Raw genomic sequence first — 21,811 nt, forward strand, 5'->3', positions numbered from 1 at the left:
GCAGTTGGGACGGCTGACGAGACGGCGGGTCAGCCGCGTACGGACGGAAGGGGCCGGGCCGGTGTGTCATATGTCCGTCGCGTACAGCCGGCTCAGCAAAGTCCACGCCTCTCAACCCCCGAGCAGTACGTCCGCCTGCGACGGACTGACACACCGGCCCGGCCCCGCCCCACCCCCACACCCCAGGCGTCACCCAGCCCCCGGCGCATAGTTCTGCCCCAACACCACCGAGACATCCGCGTTGGACGTGGTCTCGCCCTTCTTCACCGCACTCGTAGGCAACCCCAGCGTCTTGGCCACCTCCACGGCGTCCTGCTTCCGGGCGGCGTCGGCGTACGTGACCTGGGAGGCGGCCTGGGCCGTGTCCGTCGTACCGGCGTCCAGGAAGGTGTAGCCACCGTTCAACAGCGTCACCCGAGCCTGCTCGGTGCTGTCCTTCTCCCCGGTGCCGTTGCGCACACCCACCCGAAGCGCGTCCCCGGCGTCGGGACTCTTCGCGGTGCCGCCGAGCAGCTCCTTCACCACACCGTCGGAAGCCTCGGCCCCCACAGTCCCGTCCTGCTCCACAGGCAGCAGCTCGGTCCTGTAGTCACCCCCCTTGGCATGCTCGGCCAGCTTCGCGAAGAACGCCCCCAGGTCCTTGTCGCTGAGCGAGGGATCGAGAATCTGCCCCAGCGTCTGCACGGTCAGCGTGGCGGCATCGGCGTCGGAGGACATCTTCCGCAGCACCCCCTGCATGACCTGCCCGAACCGCTTCAGCTGGGCGTCCTGGGACTCCCCGGACGCCCGGTAGGTGGCATAGGCGACGGCCATCTTGCCGCTGAGGGTCTGCTTCTCCCCCTTCTTCACCAGCGGCGCCTCCCCCTTCTTCGCCTCGGGGTCCGGCACATCGACGTCGGTGTCGATGTCGATGTTGCCGACCAGCTCCACGAGGTTGTTCAGGTAGGGCGTGTCCAGCCGCCACGTGCCCTGGATGTCGGTGCCGAGCACGGTGTCGAGTTCCTCGCGCGTACCGGAGGACCCGTCGTCCTCGACGGACTTGGCGAGGGTGGTCGTGGTCCCGTCGTCGCCGGTGAGGGCGAGGGAGTTGGGCAGCAGAACGGTGGCGCCCTGCTTCGTCGTGGTGTTGTCCACGAGCAGCGCCGTGGAGGTGCCGTCCTTCTTGGTGTCATGCAGATGTACGACGATCACATCGCGTTTCTGCGCGGCGGCGGAGGTCGTGGTCCCGCTCTTCTCCCCGGAGGACGCCCCCGGCAGCATCCCCGCGAACCACATGTACCCAACTCCGCCGACCGCGACGAGCGCGAGCACCACGGTCAGGGCGATCAGCCGGCTCCTGGCCCGCCGTTTGGCCTCCTCGCGCCGCTCGGTGCGGTTCTCGGTGAAGTTCAGCCAGTCGATGACGTCCTCGGAGTCACCGTCGGGCTGATCGACGAAGGCGAACTGCTCGGTGCGGTACCGCTCCCCGGAATCCAGCCCCCCAGAGGTGTCACCACCCAGGCGCTCCCCCTCCTGAACCCGCTCCCCCTCCGCAACGCGCTCCCCTTCCTGAACGCGCTCCGCGCCCCCCACCTGCTGCTGCGGAATGTAGGCGGTCTGCTCAGCCACCTGGGCACCCTGCTGCTGCCCGGTGCTCGTCGCCTGCCCGTAGGGGTCGTAGGAGTTGTACGGGTCGTACCCGTACCCCTGAGGCTGTTGCTGCGGCTGATGCTGTGACTGCCACTGCGGCTGCTGCTGCGGCAGTTGCGACTGCGACTGCTGCTGCGCCCAGTAGGGGTCGTACGCCTGCTGCTGGGGCACCTCGCGGTACACCGGCTGTCCGTACTCGTCGTAACCCACGAGTTCGTACTGTTGATTGAACTGCTGATCGAACTGCTGGTCGCCCCCGTGGCCAGCGTCGTATCGGTCGTTCACCGGTGCCCCTCTCGGCTCACTCGCCGCGGTACAGCTGCCGTTTGTCGATGTAGCGCACCACGCCGTCCGGCACCAGATACCAGACGGGGTCGCCCTTCGCGACTCTCGCACGGCAGTCCGTGGACGAGATCGCGAGCGCCGGGACCTCCACCAGCGAGACTCCGCCCGCGGGCAGACCGGGGTCCGCCAGAGTGTGACCCGGACGGGTGACCCCGATGAAGTGCGCGAGCGAGAACAACTCGTCGGCGTCGCGCCAGGTGAGGATCTGGGCGAGCGCGTCGGCGCCGGTGATGAAGAAGAGATCCGTGTCCGGGTTGAGCTCGTGCAGCTCACGAAGGGTGTCGATGGTGTACGTGAGTCCCTTGCGATCGATGTCGATGCGGCTCACGGAGAACTGGGGGTTCTCGGCCGTCGCGATGACGGTCATCAGATAGCGGTCCTCGGCCGCCGACACCTTGGTGTGCGATTTCTGCCACGGCTGGCCGGTGGGTACGAACACCACCTCGTCGAGGTGGAACTGCGAGGCGACTTCCTGGGCCGCCACCAGGTGACCGTGGTGGATCGGGTCGAACGTCCCACCCATGACGCCCAGACGACGACGCCGGCCCTGGTGGGACACGGGGCCGGTAGGCATTTCCTGCTCTCCCATGCCTTGGAACACTACCGGCCCGGTCGACGTCACTTGTTCGAACGACCATTTGCGGGATTTGGCGGAATCAGCGGTCCCGGTTGAAGCGCGTGGTGATCCACAGCAGGAGCAGCAGGACGAAGAAGGCTCCGCCGCCGGTCAGGTAGGGGCTGAGGCTCTCGTGGTTGCCGCCGTGCTCCCCGCCGCCCTCGGAGGCGAACGTGACCAAGTCGGCAGCTGTGCGGTGGAAGCTCATCGTCGGCGTGACCTATCCGGGTGTGGGATCGGGATAAAGACTGGGCCCATCGTAAGCGGGGGCCTCGTCGGCGATCACCCCGACTCCGCCCAGGAGTGAACGCGGCCACCGCCGGGCGCGTACTCCTCGTACGAGACCGTCGTTCCCGGACCGTGAGCCGCTCGCGCTTCCCGTGCCGGACAACCGTCGCCGTATCGACCATCGACCGCCGCATCAACAGCTTCCCGTGCCGGACAACCGTTTCCGAATCCCCCGCGTCCTTACTGTCCGAAGGCCATCAGTCGTCCCGCTTGTATCCCCTCAGGAGGAACCAAGCCATCAGTACGGAGCCGAGGATCATCACGACCAGCACCACACGCAGCAGATTGCCCGCGCCCTGTTCCTTCGCGGCGGCGTCCGTCGCCTCCGTGAACCAGGCGGTGGCCGGGAGGTGGGCGAGATGCTCCATCAGTTCGCTCCTTACGGTTGATGCCCTGCCACGGTAACTCCGCCTAGGCTGGACCCGGCTTCGGGGGCCAACATGGGCAAACAGACGCATGGGGGAAGACATGTCCGACGACAACCCTGACCAGACCGGGCACGAGAACGTGCCCAGCAGGCAGCGCAGGCGCTTCGAGGGGATCTCCTCGCGGGCGTACGAACACCCCGCGGACCGCTCGGCGCTGGTCGCGCTGCGCAAGCTCAGCGGCTTCGACACGGTGTTCAAGGCCCTGAGCGGTCTGCTGCCGGAGCGCAGCCTCAGGCTGCTGTTCCTCTCCGACTCCGTACGGGTCTCGGACCAGCAGTTCGCACACCTGAACGACATGCTGCGGGACGCCTGTTACATCCTGGACCTGGAGAAGGTCCCGCCGATGTATGTGAACCAGGACCCGAATCCGAACGCGATGTGCATCGGCCTGGACGAGCCGATCATCGTGGTGACGACCGGGCTCGTCGAGCTGCTCGACGAGGAGGAGATGCGGGCGGTGATCGGCCACGAGGTGGGCCACGCCCTCTCCGGTCACGCGGTGTACCGCACGATCCTGCTGTTCCTGACGAACCTGGCGCTGCGGATCGCCTGGATTCCGCTGGGCAACCTCGCCGTGATGGCGATCGTGACCGCGCTGCGCGAGTGGTTCCGCAAGTCGGAGCTGTCCGCCGACCGCGCCGGGCTGCTGGTCGGCCAGGATCTGCGGGCCTCGATGCGCGGCCTGATGAAGCTCGCGGGCGGCAACCACCTGCACGAGATGAACGTGGACGCGTTCCTGAAGCAGGCCGAGGAGTACGAGGCCGGGGGCGATCTGCGCGACTCCGTGCTGAAGATCCTGAACGTGCTGCCCCGCTCGCACCCCTTCGCCACGATCCGCGCGGCCGAGCTGAAGAAGTGGGCCGAGTCCCGTGACTACCAGCGGATCATGGACGGGCACTACCCGCGCCGGTCCGAGGACAAGGACACCTCGGTGACGGACTCCTTCCGCGAGTCGGCGGCCCACTACACGACCAGTGTCAAGAACTCCAAGGACCCGCTGATGAAGCTGGTCACCGACATCGCGGGCGGCGCCGGCGACCTGGGCGGCCGAGTCCGCCGGGGCTTCACCGGCTTCGCGAGCGGTGGCGGCGGCTCCACCTCGGGCGGCTCCACGGCCACCGACACGGCCACCGACACCGCCACCGAGGACCGCCGCCCGGACGACGAGTGACCCACGGCGACACCCGCTGAGCCCACCACCACCGGCTCACCCATACGGAAGCGCCCGCTCAGAAGGCCCCCTTCGAGCGGGCGCTTCCGCATCCACCCAACCCCGCACACCCCGCTCTTCTCTCCGCCGCAACGGCGAGCGGCCCGAGCGGCGCGGCCCGGCGGTCTGCGCGGCGGTCGGCCCCTCGGCCCCTCGGCCCTCGGCTCCTCCGCCGCGCGCCGGACGACGGGCGCCCCCGTCAAACGCCGTCAAACCTTCGGCTGGGCCACAGCGGCCAGCGTCCCGCACAGGGCCGTGGCGCCGCCGGTGGCGTACGGGTCGGTGCCCGCCGGGCCGCCCTTCTTGTCGGTCTGGCCGGCGAGGAGGGGGCGCAGATGGTTCGCGGTGTCGTCGGCGCAGGCGAGGGGGCCGGCCTGGACGTAGGAGACGACGACCTCGGCCTGGCGGGTGCGCAGGTCGTCCTGGTCGAAGCGGAAGTGCAGCTCGCGCCGCACGGTGAACAGCGAAGCCTCGGCCTTGGCCTCGGTCGCGGGCCGCAGCGCGTAGACCAGGGTGTGGGCGGCGACGACCTCCAGCGTGCCGGAGTCGAACTCGGCGGCCTGAAGGGTGCCGTGGACCCGGATGTCGGGGTCGGCGAGCCTGGCCCGGGAGGGATCGAAGCGGACCAGCCAGCCGGTGGGGGCGTGCCGCCCGTCCGCCTCGGGGTGCTCGAAACTCTGCTCGAACTGATCCAGCTGATCCGAGTCCACCAGCCTGCGCACCGGCTGCACGGTGGTGCCACCGAGCACCTGCGGGTCCAGCGAGGAGGCGACCAGATACTCCTTGGCGATCCTCAGCGAGGTGACGACCTCGCTGTCGGAGAAGTGCTCGGTGCGCCGAGTGACGGGCATCGTGATGCCGTCGGCGCCGACCCGGAACCCGGCGGCCGGGCTGTTCTCGAACAGGGTCTCGGGGTCGGGCGCACCGGGCACGGCGGACTGCGGCGCCAGCGGGATCACCGTCATCCGCAGCGGCTCGGCGGGGCTCGCGGCCGGCGTCTCGTACGGGTGCCGGACGCCCATGTAGATCGCGGTGCCGAAGGCGAGGGCGATCAGCAGGACGAGGACCAGGGCCTGGCGGGAGAGGCCGCGCCGGACGGGCGCGCGGCGGCGTACGGCCGGGGCGTGGTCACTGAGGCGTTCCTGCGCGGAGAACTCCTGGAGACGGGCAGCCCGCACGAACGATTCGTCGAAGACGACGGATCGGTACTCGTCCTCTCCACCGCCGGGGGCGCCCTCGGGTGTCCCCTCTGGTGGGTCGCCAGGCCCGCCCATATCTTCAGAGTAGGTCGCCGAGGCCGCCGGTAAACGCCCGGCCGCACGCCAAGTTCTGACAGGTCCTCACCAGATTTTCGAACACCTGTCGAACCCATGACCAAGGCTCTCCCAAGGCCGCTCGGTCACTCTCCGGAGCGCCTCCGGTACCGCGCCCGGACCGCGTCCCTCAGGGCATACGCGGTGTCGCCGAGGCCGCGGGCTGGGAGAAGTCGGCGGAGGCGGAGGGGCCGGCCGAGGCGCCCTGTTCGACTCCGGTGGTGGGAGGCGGCGGGACCTGGTCGCCACGGCTGGAGGAGGCACCCCGGTAGACGGCCGTGAAGGCCAGGGCGACCATGCCTATGCCCATGACGAGGGCGAGCACCCAGGCGACCGGCCGATGCCAGCGGGTCTGCTTGCCGTACGGCCCGTCGGAGCCGTAGTGGCCCTCCAGGATCTCGTGGTCGTCGAGATCGGCCGGCCCGTCGTCACGGCCGTGACCGAAATCGGGGCCGAAGCCGTCGTCGTAGCGGTCGTCGTCGCCTCTGGCGCCTCTGGAGTGCGCCCGGCGGGCCTCGGCCTCCTGGGCCGCCGCCCGGGCCTCCGCGGCTGCGAGCAGACGTTCGACAGCGGTCGGCTCATGGACCACTGCCGCCCGTACGAAGTCCTCGTCGAAGACCACGGAGGCGAACTCTTCGTCCATACCTCCGCGGTCGCGGTCGTCGTCGGGCTCCCAGCCGTCAGGGAACGGCGTGCCCCCCACGTCCTCCGGCACGAATCCAGAGTAGACCGGGGTGGTCAATTTGGGCAGACGGTAAGGAAATTCATCCGTTTTGCCAGGTGGTTCACAGGGACGCCGTCCGGCGCCCCCGCACGGGCCCCGGACGGCGTCGAAGAGTGCCCCGGTCAGCGGCGTACGTGGCCGTCACCGGTGACGATGTACTTCGTGCTGGTCAGCTCGGGCAGGCCCATCGGGCCCCGGGCGTGCAGCTTCTGGGTGGAGATGCCGATCTCGGCGCCGAAGCCGAACTGGCCCCCGTCGGTGAAACGGGTCGACGCGTTGACGGCGACGGTGGTGGAGTCGACCAGCCGGGTGAAGCGGCGGGCCGCCTGCTGCGAGCTCGTCACGATCGCCTCGGTGTGCCCGGAGGACCACAGGCGGATGTGCTCCACGGCCCGGTCGAGGGAGTCGACGACGGCGGCGGCGATGTCGTACGACAGGTACTCGGTCTCCCAGTCGTCCGTGGTGGCCTCGACGACCGTCGCCTTGGAGTCCTTGGCGTAGGCCATGACCCGCTCGTCGGCGTGGACGGTGACCCCGGCGTCGGCGAGGGCGTCGAGGGCGCGGGGCAGGAACTCGGGGGCGATGTCCTGGTGGACGAGGAGGGTCTCGGCGGCGTTGCAGACGCTGACGCGCTGGGCCTTGGAGTTGATCAGGATCTCGATCGCGGTGTCGAGGTCGGCGTGGGCGTCGACGTAGACATGGCAGTTGCCGGTGCCGGTCTCGATCACCGGGACCGTGGAGTCGTTGACGACGGTCTGGATCAGTGAGGCGCCGCCGCGCGGGATGAGGACGTCGACCAGGCCCCGGGCCCGCATCAGCTCGCGCACGCTGTCGCGGCTCTCGCCGGGCACCAGCTGGACGGCGTCGGCGGGCAGCCCGGCCCCGCCCACGGCGTCGCGCAGCACGCGGACGAGGGCGGAGTTGGACTCGTACGCCGAGGCCGAGCCGCGCAGCAGCACGGCGTTGCCGGACTTCAGACAGAGAGCGGCGGCGTCCACCGTCACGTTCGGGCGGGCCTCGTAGATGATGCCGACTACGCCGAGCGGGACGCGGACCTGGCGCAGGTCGATGCCGTTGGGGAGGGTGGAGCCGCGGACGACCTCGCCGACCGGGTCGGGCAGCGCGGCCACGTCACGGACGTCGGCGGCGATGGCGCGGATGCGCTCCGGGGTGAGCGTCAGCCGGTCGATGATCGCCTCGCTGGTGCCGGCCTCCCGGGCCTTGGCGATGTCCTTGGCGTTGGCCTCGACGACCTCACTCGTACGGACCTCCAGCGCGTCGGCGATGGCGAGCAGCGCGTCGTCCTTCTCGGCGCGCGGCAGCGGCGCGAGGTCGGCGGCGGCGGCCTTGGCACGGTAGGCGGCCCGGGTGACCGGGGACATGGAGTCGTACGGAGAGAGCGTGGTCATACGGGAAGGGTAGTGCGCCCGGCTCAGGCGTCCATCGACTATCCCAAGACGCGAGACACGTCCGACGCGAGACGGACGCCGGACCCGGAGGTCAGAACGGGTGAACCCCTACGGGTGTCGCCGGAGGGGGCCCGTAGCCCTCGGCGATGCGCTGGTGGTAGGTCTGGCGGTCGATGACCTCCAGACCGACGATCTCCCAGGGCGGCAGTCCGGCGGTGCGGCGGTGCTCGCCCCACAGGCGCAGGGCGACGGCGGCGGCGTCGTGGAGGTCGCGGGCCTCCTCCCAGTAGCGGATCTCGGCGTGGTCGCCCGCATAGCGGCTGGTCAGCAGAAAGGGATGGTCGTGGGCGAGCTGTTCGAGGCCGCGCCGTACCTCCTGCAGCGGGGTGTCGGGCCCGGAGACGCTCAGGGTGACATGCCACAGCCGGGGCAGGTCCTGGGGCTCCTCGGTGCTCTCGCCCTCGTACGCGTCCGAGGCGGTGACGCTGGTGAGCGCGCGTTCCTCGCCGGCCGCACGGGAGGTACCACCACCACGGGACGTCGTGGCCCCGGGGCGCACTCGTCTCACGACGGCCTCCTTACGCAACGGTTCGTGCTTCGCAATCGTCGGTGCCGGGCAGTGGGGTGCTGGGCAATGGGTCGTGCGGAATCCCCCCGAGACAAAGTTGAGCAGGCTCAGGGCGTTCGTGTGGCCGTTTTACGGAACGGACACCGGTGGAGGGCCGTGCTTTCGGCCCTCGGTGGGGCCGCTGGTCAGGGGTGCAGGAGGACGAGGTCGTCCCTGTGTACGACCTCTCGTTCGTAGGCGGGACCCAGCTCGCGCGCCAGTTCCCGGGTCGAGCGCCCGATCAGCTGGGGGATCTCCTTGGCGTCGAAGTTGACCAGCCCGCGTGCCACGGCCCGGCCCTCGGCGTCGCGCAGCTCGACGGGGTCCCCGGCGCCGAAGTCGCCCTCGACGGCCGCGATGCCAGCCGGGAGCAGCGACTTGCGCCGGTCGACGACCGCGCGGACGGCACCGTCGTCGAGGGTGAGCGAGCCCTGCGGGGTGGAGGCGTGCTGCAGCCAGAGCAGCCGGTCGGCGGAGCGCTTGCCGGTGGGGTGGAAGTACGTACCGGTGTCCCGGCCGGCCAGGGCGTCGGCCGCGTGGACGGCGCTGGTCAGCACCACGGGGATGCCCGCGCCGGTGGCGATCCCGGCCGCCTCCACCTTGGTGACCATGCCGCCGGTGCCGACGCCCGCCTTGCCGGCGCTGCCGATCTCGACGTGCGCGAGGTCCTCGGGGCCCCTGACCTCCGCTATCCGGGAGGTGCCGGGCCTGCTGGGGTCGCCGTCGTAGACGCCGTCCACGTCCGACAGCAGGACCAGCAGATCGGCCCTGACGAGGTGGGCGACGAGGGCGGCGAGACGGTCGTTGTCCCCGAAACGGATCTCGTCCGTGGCAACGGTGTCGTTCTCGTTGACGACCGGCAGCGCGCCCATCGCGAGGAGCTTGTCGAGGGTGCGGGAGGCGTTGCGGTGGTGGGAGCGGCGGCTCATGTCGTCGGAGGTGAGCAGCACCTGGCCGACACGGATGCCGTAGCGGGCGCAGGAGGCCGTGTACCGGGCCACCAGGAGCCCTTGGCCGACGCTGGCGGCGGCCTGTTGCCGGGCGAGGTCCTTGGGGCGGCGGCGCAGGCCCAGCGGGGCGAGTCCGGCGGCGATGGCGCCGGACGAGACGAGGACGATCTCCCGCTCACCCCCGCTGCGGGCCTTGGCGAGGACGTCGACGAGGGCGTCCACCCGGTCCGCGTCGAGGCCCCCGGAGGCCGTCGTCAGCGACGAGGAACCCACCTTGACGACGATCCGGTGCGCTTCCGCCACCGCCTGCCTTGCCGCTGACACGCGTATCCCCAAGTCGTTCCGACCAGCCCAGTGTGTGTGCTTCGCAATCTACGTGAGGTTGCGGACCGGCCGCGTCGCCATTTCGCTGGGCGGACGGCGCCACTTCGCCGACGGACGACACCGGGGCACACCCTCGACGACCACCCCACCCCTTCCTCAAAGGGGTGAACGAACTCACCGCGCCACGGTGAACGGATTGCGGCCGTTGCATGGAGGAAGCGAGAAGTCCTCCGAGATTCCGGGCGCTATGCCCGCTTGACCCCTATTGCCCGGTCCGAAGATTGCCCCTCGACCGCCCTAGGTCATACCGTCTGGGATCGGCCTCCTCGTACGGGGCATCCCCGGGTCGGAAGGCGCCCGGGGGCGCGCGTGGCGAGGCGGGTCACCCCCACTACTCTCGTGTGCCCCCTCACAGTCCGTCGCACCCTCCGCAGGAGCCCAGCCCGTGCCCTCCGCAGGCCTCGCCCCCCGCCGCATCGCGCAGCTCTCAGCGCTGCTCGCGATGTTCGCGCTCTTCACGGCCCAGATCGTCTCCGCGCTGCTGCCGAACATCCCCGTGTTCGTCGCCGCGAGCGCGGCGGGCCTCGTCCTGGACACGTTCCTGCAGTACCGCGACCCCGGTCTGCTCGCCCCGCTGGGCAAGGTCCGCTTCGACGCGGTCGTACGGCAGCTGCTGCGCGACATGCTGATCCTCATCGGCCTGCTGCGCATCGACGGCATCGACCCGCGCACCGAGGCGGCGCCCCTGGTGGTCGGCGTGATCGTCTTCTACGCGGCGCACTTCCTCTGCCAGGCCGTCTCGGTGCTGGTCCGCCGCAGCCGCACCCTGCCGATCGTCACCCGCAACATCGACGCCTCGGCGCTGCGCCTGAGCGCCGCCCCGCCGCGCATCCTGGCCCGCCGCCAGGCCCACCGGCTGCTCACGTTCTCCCTGCCGATCACCGCCGGACTGCTGGCCACCGCCACCTCGAAGGACGCCACCTGGGGCGGCTTCGGCCTCGGCGTCGGTCTCGTCCTGATCGCCGCCGGCACGGTGTATCTCGCGTCCTGGCTGCTGCCGAAGCGGCGGGCGAAGAGCGAGGAGCAGGTCATGGCGTGGCTGGACGACTGGCTCGCCGCGTACCGGCCGACGACCGCCATGTACTTCTCCGGCGGCACGACCTCCGCGTACCAGGCGAACATGTGGCTCTCCACACTCGCCCGGCAGAAGAAGCCGCTGATCGTGCTGCGTGAGCGGTTCATGGTGCAGAAGATCGACGCGACGGACGTACCGATCATCTGCTTCCCGAAGGTGTCGACGATGTTCTCGCTGGAGAACTCGACGCTGAAGATGATGCTGCACCCGGCCAACGCCGCGAAGACCTCACAGGTCCTGCGCATCCCCACCATCAAGCACGCCTTCACCAACCACGGCGAGAGCGACAAGCTCTCCTCCTGCAACCCCTACGCCAAGGCGTACGACGAGGTGTGGGTCGCCGGTCCCGCGGCGCGCGAGCGGTACGCGCTCGCCGAGGTCGGCGTCGAGGACAAGGACGTCGTCGAGGTGGGCCGCCCCCAGCTGGCGCCGATCCGCCCCTACGCGGGCCCGCCCGCCGGCACGTACACGACCGTCCTCTACGCCCCCACCTGGGAGGGCTGGGACGGCAACCCCGGCAACACGTCCGTGGTCCTCGCCGGTGAGAACATCGTCCGCGCGCTGCTCGCCGACGACAAGGTGCGGCTCCTGTACAAGCCGCACCCGATGACCGGCTCGGTCGACCCGCGCGCGGGTGCGGCGAACGAGCGCATCAAGGCGATGATCCGCGAGGCCAACACGCGGCGCTCGGGCGCGCGGCCGGGCCCCGAGGCCGCCGCCGAACTGGCCCGTCGTACGGCGGAGTTGGACGAGCTGACCTCCACCTCCTTCCGGGCCAGCGCGGACGAACTGGAGCGGATGCTGCTGCAGGGGACTCCGTCCGGCGACCGTGAGGCGCTCATCTCCGAGGCCACGCTCGCCTGGGAGAAGGCGTACTGGGCGTCCTTCCCCGAGTGGGAGCACCTCGTCATCACCGAGGCACGCCCCGCGATCTTCGCCTGCTTCAACGCGGCCGACCTGCTGATCAGCGATGTCTCGTCGGTCGTCTCGGACTGGCTGTCGAGTGAGAAGCCGTATGCCGTGGGCAATACGTCCGGGCTGGACGAGGAGGCCTTCCGCAAGGCGTTCCCGACGGTGTCGGCGGGTGTGGTCCTCTCTCCGGCCGCCACGGAGGTTCCCGGGCTGTTGGAGGCGGTTCGGGACCCCGAGAAGGACACGTTCGCCAAGGCGCGGGCCACTCTGAAGGAACACCTCCTCGGGCCGTCCGATCCGCCGTCCATCGTCCGCTTCACGGAGGCGGTCGAGGCGCTGTGCGCCAAGGCTGACGATCGGCGGGTCCGGATGGACTCCCGCGTTGACGCTCCGCTGCAGTAGCGGGGTAGGTGCGGCCCCCGGAGGTGGATACCTCCGGGGGCCGCACCTTCTTGTTCGGTTCGGTTCGGTTCGGTTTGGTTCGGGGGTGGGGCGCCTGACAGCTCGGGGGATACGCAAGAGGGCGACTGCGGGTGGTAGGTGGCTGATCGCGCAGTTCCCCGCGCCCCTTAGGCATCCGGCGGCCCCAAGTGGCCCTGCGCACCCACCCCACAACCGCCGCAACCGCAGACAACCGTGCCGCCAGGCGACCACAGCCGTCGTAGACGCGGGCAATCGTGCCGCTGGGGCGGCGCCCATCCCAAAGAGAGCGGCACCCTGCGAGCGCCGGTGAGCGAGGCTCCGGCCCGCCCAGGGCGCCAAACCCCCCGGCGGTCTCAGAACGGCTCGAAGTCGTCGTACTCCCGCTCGATCTCGTCCCGCTCCGCCTGCCGGTCCCGCCGCCGCTGCACAGCCGGCCGGGGCGCCTCGAAGCGATGGTCCTCACCCCGCCGCCCCAGCATCTCCGCCCCGGACAGCAGCGTCGGCTCCCAGTCGAAGACGACCGCGTTCTCCTCGGGCCCGATGGCGACGCCGTCCCCCGCCCGGGCCCCCGCCTTCATCAACTCCTCCTCGACACCGAGCCGGTTCAGCCGGTCCGCGAGATACCCGACCGCCTCGTCGTTGTTGAAGTCGGTCTGCCGCACCCAGCGTTCGGGCTTCTCACCCCGCACCCGGAACAACGGCTCCCCGCCGACGTCCTCACGCGACACGGCGAAGCCCGCGTCGTCGACGGCCTTGGGCCGGATGACGATCCGGGTCGCCTCCTCCTTCGGCTTGGCGGCCCGCGCCCTGCCGACGAGGTCGGCGAGCGCGAACGACAGCTCCTTCAGCCCGATATGAGCGACCGCCGACACCTCGAAGACCCGGTATCCCCGCGCCTCCAGGTCCGGCCGCACCATCTCGGCGAGATCCTTGCCGTCGGGCACGTCGATCTTGTTGAGGACGACGATCCGGGGCCGGTCCCCGAGCCCGCCGTACTGCTTCAGCTCCTCCTCGATGATGTCGAGGTCGGAGACGGGGTCACGGTCGGACTCCAGCGTCGCCGTGTCGAGGACGTGGACGAGAACGCTGCACCGCTCGACGTGCCGCAGGAACTCCAGGCCCAGCCCCTTGCCCTGGCTGGCACCCGGGATCAGACCGGGCACGTCAGCGATCGTGTAGACGGTCGAACCGGCCGTCACCACACCCAGGTTGGGGACGAGCGTCGTGAACGGATAGTCCGCGATCTTCGGCTTGGCGGCGGACAGCACGGAGATCAGGGAGGACTTGCCGGCGCTCGGGTAACCCACGAGGGCCACATCGGCGACGGTCTTCAGCTCCAGGACGATGTCCCGCAGGTCCCCGGGCTCGCCCAGCAGCGCGAAGCCGGGCGCCTTGCGACGGGCGGAGGCCAGCGCCGCGTTGCCGAGTCCACCACGGCCGCCCTGAGCCGCGACGAAGGAGGTCCCGTGGCCCACCAGGTCGGCGAGGACGTTGCCCGCCCGGTCGAGTACGACGGTGCCGTCCGGCACGGGAAGGACCAGGTCCTGCCCGTCCTTGCCGGACCGGTTGCCGCCCTCTCCGGGCTTGCCGTTGGTGGCCTTGCGGTGCGGCGAGTGGTGGTAGTCGAGGAGGGTGGTGACGGACTGGTCGACGGTGAGGACGACATCACCGCCACGCCCGCCGTTGCCGCCGTCCGGGCCGCCCAGCGGCTTGAACTTCTCACGGTGGACGGAGGCACAGCCGTGACCTCCGTTACCCGCGGCGGCATGCAGCTCGACGCGGTCCACGAAGGTGGTCATGGTTCAGTGCCTCCAGATACGTACGGGTTTACTGCCTTGGCTGCTTCAGCTGCCTTAGCTGCTTCAGCTTTTTACCTGCTTCAACACGCGAAAGGCGGACCCGCCTTCCCGACCGGGAAGTGAGGTCCGCCTCGCGAAGTGAACGTCCGGTCAGCCGACCGGGACGATGTTCACGACCTTGCGGCCACGGCTGGTGCCGAACTGCACCGAACCGGCCTGCAGCGCGAACAGCGTGTCGTCGCCGCCACGGCCGACGCCCGCGCCCGGGTGGAAGTGCGTGCCGCGCTGGCGGACCAGGATCTCACCGGCGTTGACGACCTGACCGCCGAAGCGCTTCACGCCGAGCCGCTGAGCGTTGGAGTCGCGACCGTTCCGGGTGGACGATGCGCCCTTCTTGTGTGCCATCTCTCCTCAGTCCCTTACTTCGCAGCCGCGGGGATCTCAGTGACCTTGATCGCCGTGTACTGCTGGCGGTGGCCCTGACGACGGCGGTAGCCGGTCTTGTTCTTGTAGCGCAGAATGTCGATCTTCTGCCCCTTGTGGTGGTCCACGACCTCGGCCTGGACCTTGATGCCGGCCAGCACCCACGGGTCGCTGGTCACAGCGTCGCCGTCGACAACGAGCAGGGTCGAGAGCTCGACCGTGTCGCCAACCTTGGCAGTGGAAATCTTGTCAACCTCAACGATGTCGCCGACAGCAACCTTGTGCTGGCGACCACCGCTGCGCACGATGGCGTACACGCGGAACTCACTCTCTCGCTCGGGAACGGCACCCCCGCAGTCCAGCCACCCGACAACGATGCGGCCTCTCCCGAGGCGCCCGGCGCCCGGAAGGATGAGGTTTACGGGGATGTGGCGCGTCCGATGCGACATCCGAGGCGGATATCTGTGGACACGCCGACGGTCAAGGTTACGGTCCGACGCCTGAAGGGGTCAAACCGGGTCCACTGCGTGGGGCTACGCCGAAGAGCATGGGTGTGCGGGGTGCGTTTGCGGCTGCGGGTGCGTCGTGGTTGCTCGCGCCCACGCGGCGGAGCCGCACATGTCAGAGCCCCGCGCCCCTGCGAAACCCCGGTGCCCCCGGCCGGCGGTGGAACCGCTCGGCCGGGGGCACCGGGCACGGGACGAGCCTCCAGGGCCCCCGTGAGGCTCAGCCCTCGTCGGTAGAAGCCGTGACCGTGGCGGGCGCCTGCTCGGCGGCCACCGTGGTCTTCTTCGCCGCGGCCTTCTTCGTCGTGGCCGCCTTCTTGGTCGTGGCCTTCTTGGCGGCCGTCTTGGCAGCCGCCTTCTTGGCCGTCGCCGTCTTCTTGGTGGCGGCCTTCTTCGCCGTCGCCTTCTTGGCGGTCTTCCGCGCCGTCTTCTTGGCGGGAACCTCGGCCCCACCATCGGCGCCGGCCTCCGCCACAGCAGAGGTCGCGGCCTCGGCGGCAGCCTCGGCCGTACCGTCCGGCTGAGCCGACGGAACGACGACCACGGCGGTCTCCTCCGACGCGGTGGGCGCCGTCGCCTTGCGCACGGCACGCCGCCTCGGCCGGGCCGGAGCCGCGCTCTCGGCGGCGGGCACCGCCTCCTGCCCAGCGGCAGGCTCGGCGACGGGCTCGGCAGTCGGCGCCTCGGCCACGGGCTCCGCGACCGGCTCCGCCTGCGGCGCGGCGGCCTCGGCCACCGTCACCACGGCCTCGTCAGCGGCCGCCCCGCTCGGCGAACCGGCGGGCGCCGCCACCTTCCGGGTCGCCCGACGCCGCGTACGCCCCTTCGGCGCGGCCTCCTCGGTCGTACGGCCGGTCGGCGCGGCCTCCTCGCCACCGGCGGCGGCCGGCGTCTCGACGACCGGGTCCTCCACCGCGACCGGCTCCGCCTCGGCGGCCTCCCGCGACTTGGGCGCCCGCTCCTCGACGACCGGCGCCACGACCGCGGCCTCACGCTGCTTCGGCGCACCCGAGGGCGCGGACGCCCGACGGGTCACCCGACGCCGCGAACGGCCACGCGAGACAGCGGCCTCGGCCTCGGCCACGCTGCTGAACAGCTCCTCGTCCGGCTCGAACTCGGGGGAGGGCAGCGCCACCGGCGCGGCGACCTCGGCGGCCATCTCGGCCTCGACCAGCTGAGGGGTCTCCTCGGCCTCGACCGGCCCGACCGGCTCGATCACCTCGGCGGCCACCTGCTGCTCGTGCTCATGGTCGTGCTCGGCACCACCACGCCCGCGCTTACGGCGCTTGCCGCCACCACTGGCGGCGGTCGGCTGGTCCATGTGGACGATGACACCGCGCCCGTTGCAGTGGACACAGGTCTCGGAGAAGGACTCCAGCAGCCCCTGCCCGACCCGCTTCCGGGTCATCTGCACCAGACCCAGCGAGGTGACCTCGGCCACCTGGTGCTTCGTACGGTCCCGGCCCAGGCACTCCAGCAGCCGCCGCAGCACCAGGTCCCGGTTCGACTCCAGGACCATGTCGATGAAGTCGATGACGACGATGCCGCCGAGGTCGCGCAGCCGCAGCTGGCGGACGATCTCCTCGGCCGCCTCCAGGTTGTTCCTGGTGACCGTCTCCTCCAGGTTGCCGCCCTGGCCGGTGAACTTGCCGGTGTTGACGTCGATCACGACCATGGCCTCGGTCTTGTCGATCACCAGCGAACCACCGCTGGGCAGCCACACCTTGCGGTCCAGCGCCTTCATCAGCTGCTCGTCGATGCGGTACGTCGCGAAGACGTCGACCTCGGAGGTCCACTTGGACAGCCGCTCGGCGAGATCGGGCGCGACGTGCGAGACATACCCGTGGATGGTCTCCCAGGCGTCCTCACCGCTGACGATGACCTTGGAGAAGTCCTCGTTGAAGATGTCGCGCACGACCCGGACGGTCATGTCCGGCTCGCCGTACAGCAGCGACGGCGCGTTCGAGCTGCCGCCGTTCTTCGACTTCTTCTGGATGTCCTCCCACTGCGCCTGCAGTCGCTCCACGTCGCGGCGCAGCTCGTCCTCGCTCGCGCCCTCGGCGGCGGTGCGCACGATGACGCCCGCGTCCTCGGGGACGATCTTCTTGAGGATGGTCTTCAGCCGGGCCCGCTCGGTGTCGGGCAGCTTGCGGCTGATGCCGGTCATGGAGCCCTCGGGGACGTACACGAGGTAGCGGCCCGGCAGCGAGACCTGGCTGGTCAGACGCGCGCCCTTGTGCCCGATGGGGTCCTTCGTCACCTGGACGAGCACGGACTGCCCGGACTTCAGGGCGGACTCGATACGGCGCGGCCCGTTGGCCATGCCCAGCGCCTCGAAGTTCACCTCACCGGCGTAGAGGACGGCGTTGCGCCCCTTGCCGATGTCGATGAACGCGGCCTCCATCGACGGCAGCACGTTCTGGACCTTGCCCAGGTACACGTTGCCGACGTACGAGGTCGACTGCTCCTTGTTGACGTAGTGCTCCACGAGCACGTTGTCCTCAAGGACGCCGATCTGCGTACGGTCGCCGTGCTGGCGGACGACCATGACGCGCTCGACGGCCTCGCGCCGGGCCAGGAACTCGGCCTCGGTGATGATCGGCACCCGGCGGCGGCCCTGCTCGCGGCCTTCGCGGCGGCGCTGCTTCTTGGCCTCCAGACGGGTCGAGCCCTTGATGGACTGCACCTCGTCGGACGGCTCGGCGTCCTTCGCGCGCCGCTCGCGCGGCTCACGGACCTTGACGACCGTACGCTCCGGATCGTCGGACGACGGCTCGGCCTCGGGGGCGGAGTCCCCGGCGCGACGGCGACGGCGACGGCGGCGACGGCTGCTGGAGGAGGACCCCCCGCCCTCCTCGCGCTCGTCGGCCTCGTCCCCCTCGTCCTCGTGGTCCTCCTCGACCTGCTCGGCGGTGTCCTCGGCGTCCTGGACGGCCTGCTCGGCGGCGATCTCCTCGCCCTCGGCGGACTCGCCCTCGGCATCGGCCGAGTCACCACGACGACGGCGACGGCCACCCCGGCGACGGCGACGCCGCGAACCGGTGCTCTCCTCCTCGCCGAACTCGTCACCGTCACCGGATTCCTCGGCGGCCCCTTCGGCCTCCTCCGGCTCCTCCGGCTCCTCGGTCTCCTCGACCGCGACCGGCTCGGCCTCGGCGGCCCCGCCGCGCTTACGGCGACGACGGCGCGACCCGCCACCGCTCTCCTCCTCACCGAACCCACCGAAGTCGGTGGCCTCGGCCACGGTGTCCTCGACGGTCACGGCCTCCGCCTCGGCGGCGGCCTGCGCGGCGGCCCGCTCGGGCGTCTGGAACATCGGCTCGGTGAACACGGGCGCCTGGAACACGGCCATCGCCGGCCGCGCGGGCCGCGCGGGAGCCTCCTCGACGACCGGCGCCGAGGGCTCGGAGAACCCACCGGCGGCCTTGCGGGCGGCCCGTCGCCGGGTACGCCGGGCGCCGCTCTCCTCGTCCTCCGCGGCCGGGGCGGGCACCCGAGCCGCCGTGGCGGCCTGCGCGGCCGACGTCCGCTCGGCCGGGGCCGGGGCGGTCTCGACGGCTACGGCACCCCGCTCGCTCTCGGCGGCGGCGCCGCTCACCTCGGTGGCCGGTGCCTGCGCGGCCCCAGCGGCGACGGGCTCGGCGCCCCGCTGCTCGGCACCCTCCTCCGCCGGCGCACCGGCGGGCGCGGACACCCGACGCGTGGCCCGCCGACGCGTACGAGGAGCCACCGGAGCAGCCTCCTCCACCACAGCGGGCGCCTCGGCGGCTACGGCGGCCTCGGCCACCTCAGCGCTCTCGGCGGCGACCACGGATTCGGCGCCCTCGGCACCCTTCGGCGCACCAGCGGGCGCGGACGCACGGCGCGTCGCACGCCGACGCGTACGAGAAGCAGCCGGAGCCGCTTCCTCAGCCACAGCGGGCGCCTCGGCCGTGACGGCGGAGGCCTCGGCGGCTACGGGGGCCTCACCGGCGTCGGCGGCGGCCGGAACCACCGTCTCGGCGACCCCGGCACCCTCCGGCGCACCGGCGGGCGCGGACACACGCCGCGTCGCACGCCGACGCGTACGAGGAGCCACCGGAGCGGCCTCCTCAGCCACAGCAGGCGCCTCGGCGACCCCAGCGGCAGCCTCGGCCGCAGCGGTTTCCTCAGCCTCATCGGCCACCGACTCGGCGGCCTCGACGACCTCAGCGGTCTCGGCGGCCCCACCGGTCTCGGCGACCTCCACGGCCCCGACCGGCTCAACGGACTCGACCGGTTCGGCTGCCTCAGCAGCCGTCGCGGCCGGCACGATGCTCTCGGCCTGCGACTGTGCCTCCGCCGTGGCGGAGGGCGGTCCCGCCGGGCGGGACGCGGCACGGCGGCGACGGCGCGGCGGCAGGGTGTCGCTGGGCGTGTTGTTCTCTTCGGAGCCCTGCGCGGACTCCTTGGATTCGATCTGTTCGGGCATGCGGGCGTTTCTCCCGTCAGGCTCCCGGGCGCCGCACCCGGTCCGGCCTGGCCGGTGACGTCCGCGGCTCGCGTCGTACGCGACTGCCGCCGTCCGGGGCGCGGGCGCCGCTCGGGAGCTCTCTGTGTCCTGTCTCGCCGGTTCCGATACGCCATGTTGCGTACGGCCTGGCGAAAGTCTTGTGGTCGGTGCGCTGCCCGACCCAGGTGGCTCCCGGATACGAGGGCGGCGCTACGACGTCCGTCCTACGCGGAGCCTTCCGGCGCCGGCGCCGTCGCGGTGGCAGCGGCCGTTGTGAGGGCCGTCGCCGCCTCGCGGTCGGGCGCGAGCGGGTCGGTCACCGTGCCGGTCTCTTCATCGAACAGCCCCTGCGCCAGCCTGGTCACCGCTGCGGGGACCGGCGGCGCCAGGTCGGCCACGGCGCGGAGACCGGACAGGACGTCGTCGGGTCGTACGGCAGGCGTCACGTGCCGAACAACCAGCCGCAGTATCGCACAGGGCTGGTCGGTCGGCCTATCGGCCTGTGGACTGTCGATCCCAGGATCACGACGACTGTCGAGATCGACGACGGCGGCACGGGCGTCGAACGTCCGTACACCGTTCTTGGTCATGCGCTGGACCTCGACGATGTCGGCGGCCTTGAACGCGGTGACCGCGCGGGCCGCGTCCGCCGGGTCCACGCCGTCCAGTCGAAGCTCCCAGACGGAGGCGGTGAGCCGGTCGGCGAGGCCGGAGGTACGGGCCTCGACGGCGTCGACGATGTCGAGGCCCGTGGGCAGCGACTCGTCGAGCAGAATCCTGAGCTTCTCGGGATCGCGCGCCTCGGTGAGCGCGATCTCCAGGTACTCCGCCTCACTGCCCGTGCCGGTGGGTGCGGCATTGGCGTACGACACCTTCGGATGCGGCGTGAACCCCGCCGAGTACGCCATCGGCACCTCGGCGCGGCGCAGCGCACGCTCGAAGGCGCGCTGGAAGTCACGGTGGCTGGTGAACCGGAGGCGGCCGCGCTTGGTGTAACGCAGTCGGATGCGCTGCACCGCCGGTGCGGGCGGCGGGCCTTCGGGCTGTCGCTTGCCCAGTGTCGTTCAGTCCTTAGTGAGTGCGGTCGTACTGCTACCAAGAGTACGTGTCTCGGCGGCCATCGGTTCCCGCCGGGCGACGGGCTGCGCCCGCTCGGGTTCCCCGAAGAGCATCCGCCGGAAGTCGGCGCGGGCCTGCCGCACCGATGCGCGGGTGCTCGCCAGGGCCTGCCGGGTGGCGGTGCGCACACTGCGGCCGACGGCGGCGGCGGGCTTCCACACCAGGTCCCGTACGAGGTGACCGGCCGGAGTGAGGACGGTCCGGTACACCCAGCGGGTCGGCTCGACGAAGAGCCACCGGAAGAGATTCGCCAGGAACCGTCCGACGACGAGCGAGATCCGCCCGGCGACCCGCCACGCGTGCCCGAGCGCGTCCCGGATCTCCCGCCCGACGAAGGCGAGGGCATGCCCGACCGGCGCGAGCACCCACCGCCACAGGGCGAGCGCGGGCAGCACCAACAGCACGCGGGCCGTCCAGTACAGCCCCAGCCCGAGCCCCACGAAGATCATCCGTATGAGCCATACGACACCGCCGCCCGCCCACACGATCGCGCGCCCCACGGGCGTCAGCACATACGCGTAGACCCACACGGCCGGCACGACGACGAGATACCGCACCAGCCACGCGACGCCCCGCCCGAACGGCACCAGCGTCCACCGGTACAGCCACCCGAGCCCGGCCCCGATGCCCTCGGCGATCCAGACGACCCCGGCCCAGATCCCGGACGTGACCCAGACGACCGCGGCCCAGATCCCGGACGTGACCCAGACCGTCCCGGCCCACAACCCCCGCGCGGCCCAGGCGATCCCGTGTCCGACAGGGGTGAGCAGACAGCGGTACACCCAAACGGCGGGCACGACGAGCAGCCAGTACCCGAGCAGGCCGAGCCCCTTGCCGACCGGCACGACGGCATACCGCCACAGGGCCACCCACGGCCACACGAACACAGCCCTGCCGACCCACCACAGGGCCCGCCCCAGCGGCCGCAGAACGGCGTCGTTCAGAAACCGCCCCACGACGACGAGCGCGTCCCACGCCATCCGCACCGGAACGACCAGCACCAGCACGACGATCCGCACCGGAACCCGCACGGCGACGGCGAGACACCCCTCGGGCGTCTGCCCCGCGGGTGCCCGCCCCACCGTCGTCTCCCGCGCCGCCGCCTCAACGGGCTGCCGAGCGGGCCGCTTCTCCAGATCCATACCTGCGTAGACGCCCCCGACGCCCCACCCGGATGCAC

17 protein-coding genes are annotated in these 21,811 nt (G+C 71.2%); 2 read left to right on the forward strand and 15 right to left on the reverse strand.

The window, feature by feature from the left end:
* Positions 1-189 precede the first annotated feature (189 nt).
* From ACWD4G_RS27250 to ACWD4G_RS27265, 4 genes are all read right to left on the reverse strand, one after another.
* On the reverse strand, positions 190-1,914 hold the full coding sequence (locus tag ACWD4G_RS27250) for an LCP family protein (protein ID WP_451297825.1): 1,725 nt from the start codon (positions 1,912-1,914) through the stop codon (positions 190-192).
* 16 nt (positions 1,915-1,930) lie between these two features.
* Complete coding sequence (gene nadD / locus ACWD4G_RS27255; RefSeq protein ID WP_451297827.1) at positions 1,931-2,563, reverse strand: nicotinate-nucleotide adenylyltransferase; 633 nt, start codon at positions 2,561-2,563, stop codon at positions 1,931-1,933.
* A gap of 67 nt (positions 2,564-2,630) precedes the next feature.
* Positions 2,631-2,798, reverse strand: coding sequence for a hypothetical protein (locus tag ACWD4G_RS27260; protein ID WP_451297829.1), 168 nt, complete (start codon positions 2,796-2,798; stop codon positions 2,631-2,633).
* A gap of 277 nt (positions 2,799-3,075) precedes the next feature.
* Positions 3,076-3,246 (reverse strand): hypothetical protein, encoded by a 171-nt coding sequence (locus ACWD4G_RS27265; RefSeq protein ID WP_451297830.1) that lies wholly within the window; start codon positions 3,244-3,246, stop codon positions 3,076-3,078.
* A 100-nt stretch (positions 3,247-3,346) separates the two neighbouring features.
* Between ACWD4G_RS27265 and ACWD4G_RS27270 the strand changes: the two genes are divergently transcribed.
* Entirely contained in the window at positions 3,347-4,477 is a 1,131-nt protein-coding gene (locus tag ACWD4G_RS27270) for a M48 family metallopeptidase (protein WP_451297832.1), read from the forward strand.
* Positions 4,478-4,725: 248 nt separating this feature from the next.
* Here the strand turns inward: ACWD4G_RS27270 and ACWD4G_RS27275 are convergent, their stop codons facing one another.
* The 5 genes from ACWD4G_RS27275 to proB all read right to left on the reverse strand — a co-directional run bounded on the left by ACWD4G_RS27275 (position 4,726) and on the right by proB (position 9,822).
* A complete protein-coding gene (locus ACWD4G_RS27275) occupies positions 4,726-5,790 on the reverse strand; it encodes an SCO2583 family membrane protein (RefSeq protein WP_451297834.1) in 1,065 nt (354 codons plus the stop codon).
* Between the two features lie 169 nt (positions 5,791-5,959).
* On the reverse strand, positions 5,960-6,544 hold the full coding sequence (locus tag ACWD4G_RS27280) for an SCO2584 family spore wall biosynthesis protein (RefSeq protein ID WP_451297836.1): 585 nt from the start codon (positions 6,542-6,544) through the stop codon (positions 5,960-5,962).
* 131 nt (positions 6,545-6,675) lie between these two features.
* Entirely contained in the window at positions 6,676-7,962 is a 1,287-nt protein-coding gene (locus ACWD4G_RS27285) for a glutamate-5-semialdehyde dehydrogenase (RefSeq protein WP_451297838.1), read from the reverse strand.
* A 91-nt stretch (positions 7,963-8,053) separates the two neighbouring features.
* Positions 8,054-8,521: a hypothetical protein gene (locus ACWD4G_RS27290; RefSeq protein ID WP_451298043.1), complete on the reverse strand. Its 468-nt coding sequence runs from the start codon at positions 8,519-8,521 to the stop codon at positions 8,054-8,056.
* Positions 8,522-8,715: 194 nt separating this feature from the next.
* Entirely contained in the window at positions 8,716-9,822 is a 1,107-nt protein-coding gene (gene proB, locus ACWD4G_RS27295; protein ID WP_451298045.1) for a glutamate 5-kinase, read from the reverse strand.
* A 466-nt stretch (positions 9,823-10,288) separates the two neighbouring features.
* Between proB and ACWD4G_RS27300 the strand changes: the two genes are divergently transcribed.
* The gene (locus tag ACWD4G_RS27300) at positions 10,289-12,292 is read left to right on the forward strand and encodes a hypothetical protein (protein ID WP_451297840.1); all 2,004 of its coding nucleotides are present in this window, start codon (positions 10,289-10,291) and stop codon (positions 12,290-12,292) included.
* 374 nt (positions 12,293-12,666) lie between these two features.
* Here ACWD4G_RS27300 and obgE read toward each other — a convergent pair whose 3' ends face one another.
* From obgE to ACWD4G_RS27330, 6 genes are all read right to left on the reverse strand, one after another.
* On the reverse strand, positions 12,667-14,112 hold the full coding sequence (gene obgE / locus ACWD4G_RS27305) for a GTPase ObgE (RefSeq protein ID WP_451297841.1): 1,446 nt from the start codon (positions 14,110-14,112) through the stop codon (positions 12,667-12,669).
* Between the two features lie 150 nt (positions 14,113-14,262).
* On the reverse strand, positions 14,263-14,517 hold the full coding sequence (rpmA, locus tag ACWD4G_RS27310; protein WP_451297843.1) for a 50S ribosomal protein L27: 255 nt from the start codon (positions 14,515-14,517) through the stop codon (positions 14,263-14,265).
* A gap of 14 nt (positions 14,518-14,531) precedes the next feature.
* Entirely contained in the window at positions 14,532-14,852 is a 321-nt protein-coding gene (rplU, locus tag ACWD4G_RS27315; protein WP_004931419.1) for a 50S ribosomal protein L21, read from the reverse strand.
* Positions 14,853-15,261: 409 nt separating this feature from the next.
* Positions 15,262-19,491, reverse strand: coding sequence for an Rne/Rng family ribonuclease (locus ACWD4G_RS27320; protein ID WP_451297845.1), 4,230 nt, complete (start codon positions 19,489-19,491; stop codon positions 15,262-15,264).
* A gap of 245 nt (positions 19,492-19,736) precedes the next feature.
* A complete protein-coding gene (locus tag ACWD4G_RS27325) occupies positions 19,737-20,528 on the reverse strand; it encodes a TIGR03936 family radical SAM-associated protein (protein WP_451297847.1) in 792 nt (263 codons plus the stop codon).
* Between the two features lie 48 nt (positions 20,529-20,576).
* Complete coding sequence (locus ACWD4G_RS27330; RefSeq protein ID WP_451297849.1) at positions 20,577-21,773, reverse strand: hypothetical protein; 1,197 nt, start codon at positions 21,771-21,773, stop codon at positions 20,577-20,579.
* Positions 21,774-21,811 lie beyond the last annotated feature (38 nt).

This window comes from Streptomyces sp. NPDC002643 (assembly GCF_053592555.1).

What these genes read in the sequence shown, in the direction of transcription:
- nadD (WP_451297827.1), bottom strand. Translation starts at nt 2,563, where the DNA reads ATGGGAGAGCAGGAAATGCCTACCGGCCCCGTGTCCCACCAGGGCCGG.
- ACWD4G_RS27260 (WP_451297829.1), bottom strand. Translation starts at nt 2,798, where the DNA reads ATGAGCTTCCACCGCACAGCTGCCGACTTGGTCACGTTCGCCTCCGAG.
- ACWD4G_RS27265 (WP_451297830.1), bottom strand. Translation starts at nt 3,246, where the DNA reads ATGGAGCATCTCGCCCACCTCCCGGCCACCGCCTGGTTCACGGAGGCG.
- ACWD4G_RS27270 (WP_451297832.1), top strand. Translation starts at nt 3,347, where the DNA reads ATGTCCGACGACAACCCTGACCAGACCGGGCACGAGAACGTGCCCAGC.
- ACWD4G_RS27275 (WP_451297834.1), bottom strand. Translation starts at nt 5,790, where the DNA reads ATGGGCGGGCCTGGCGACCCACCAGAGGGGACACCCGAGGGCGCCCCC.
- ACWD4G_RS27285 (WP_451297838.1), bottom strand. Translation starts at nt 7,962, where the DNA reads ATGACCACGCTCTCTCCGTACGACTCCATGTCCCCGGTCACCCGGGCC.
- obgE (WP_451297841.1), bottom strand. Translation starts at nt 14,112, where the DNA reads ATGACCACCTTCGTGGACCGCGTCGAGCTGCATGCCGCCGCGGGTAAC.
- rpmA (WP_451297843.1), bottom strand. Translation starts at nt 14,517, where the DNA reads ATGGCACACAAGAAGGGCGCATCGTCCACCCGGAACGGTCGCGACTCC.
- ACWD4G_RS27320 (WP_451297845.1), bottom strand. Translation starts at nt 19,491, where the DNA reads ATGCCCGAACAGATCGAATCCAAGGAGTCCGCGCAGGGCTCCGAAGAG.
- ACWD4G_RS27330 (WP_451297849.1), bottom strand. Translation starts at nt 21,773, where the DNA reads ATGGATCTGGAGAAGCGGCCCGCTCGGCAGCCCGTTGAGGCGGCGGCG.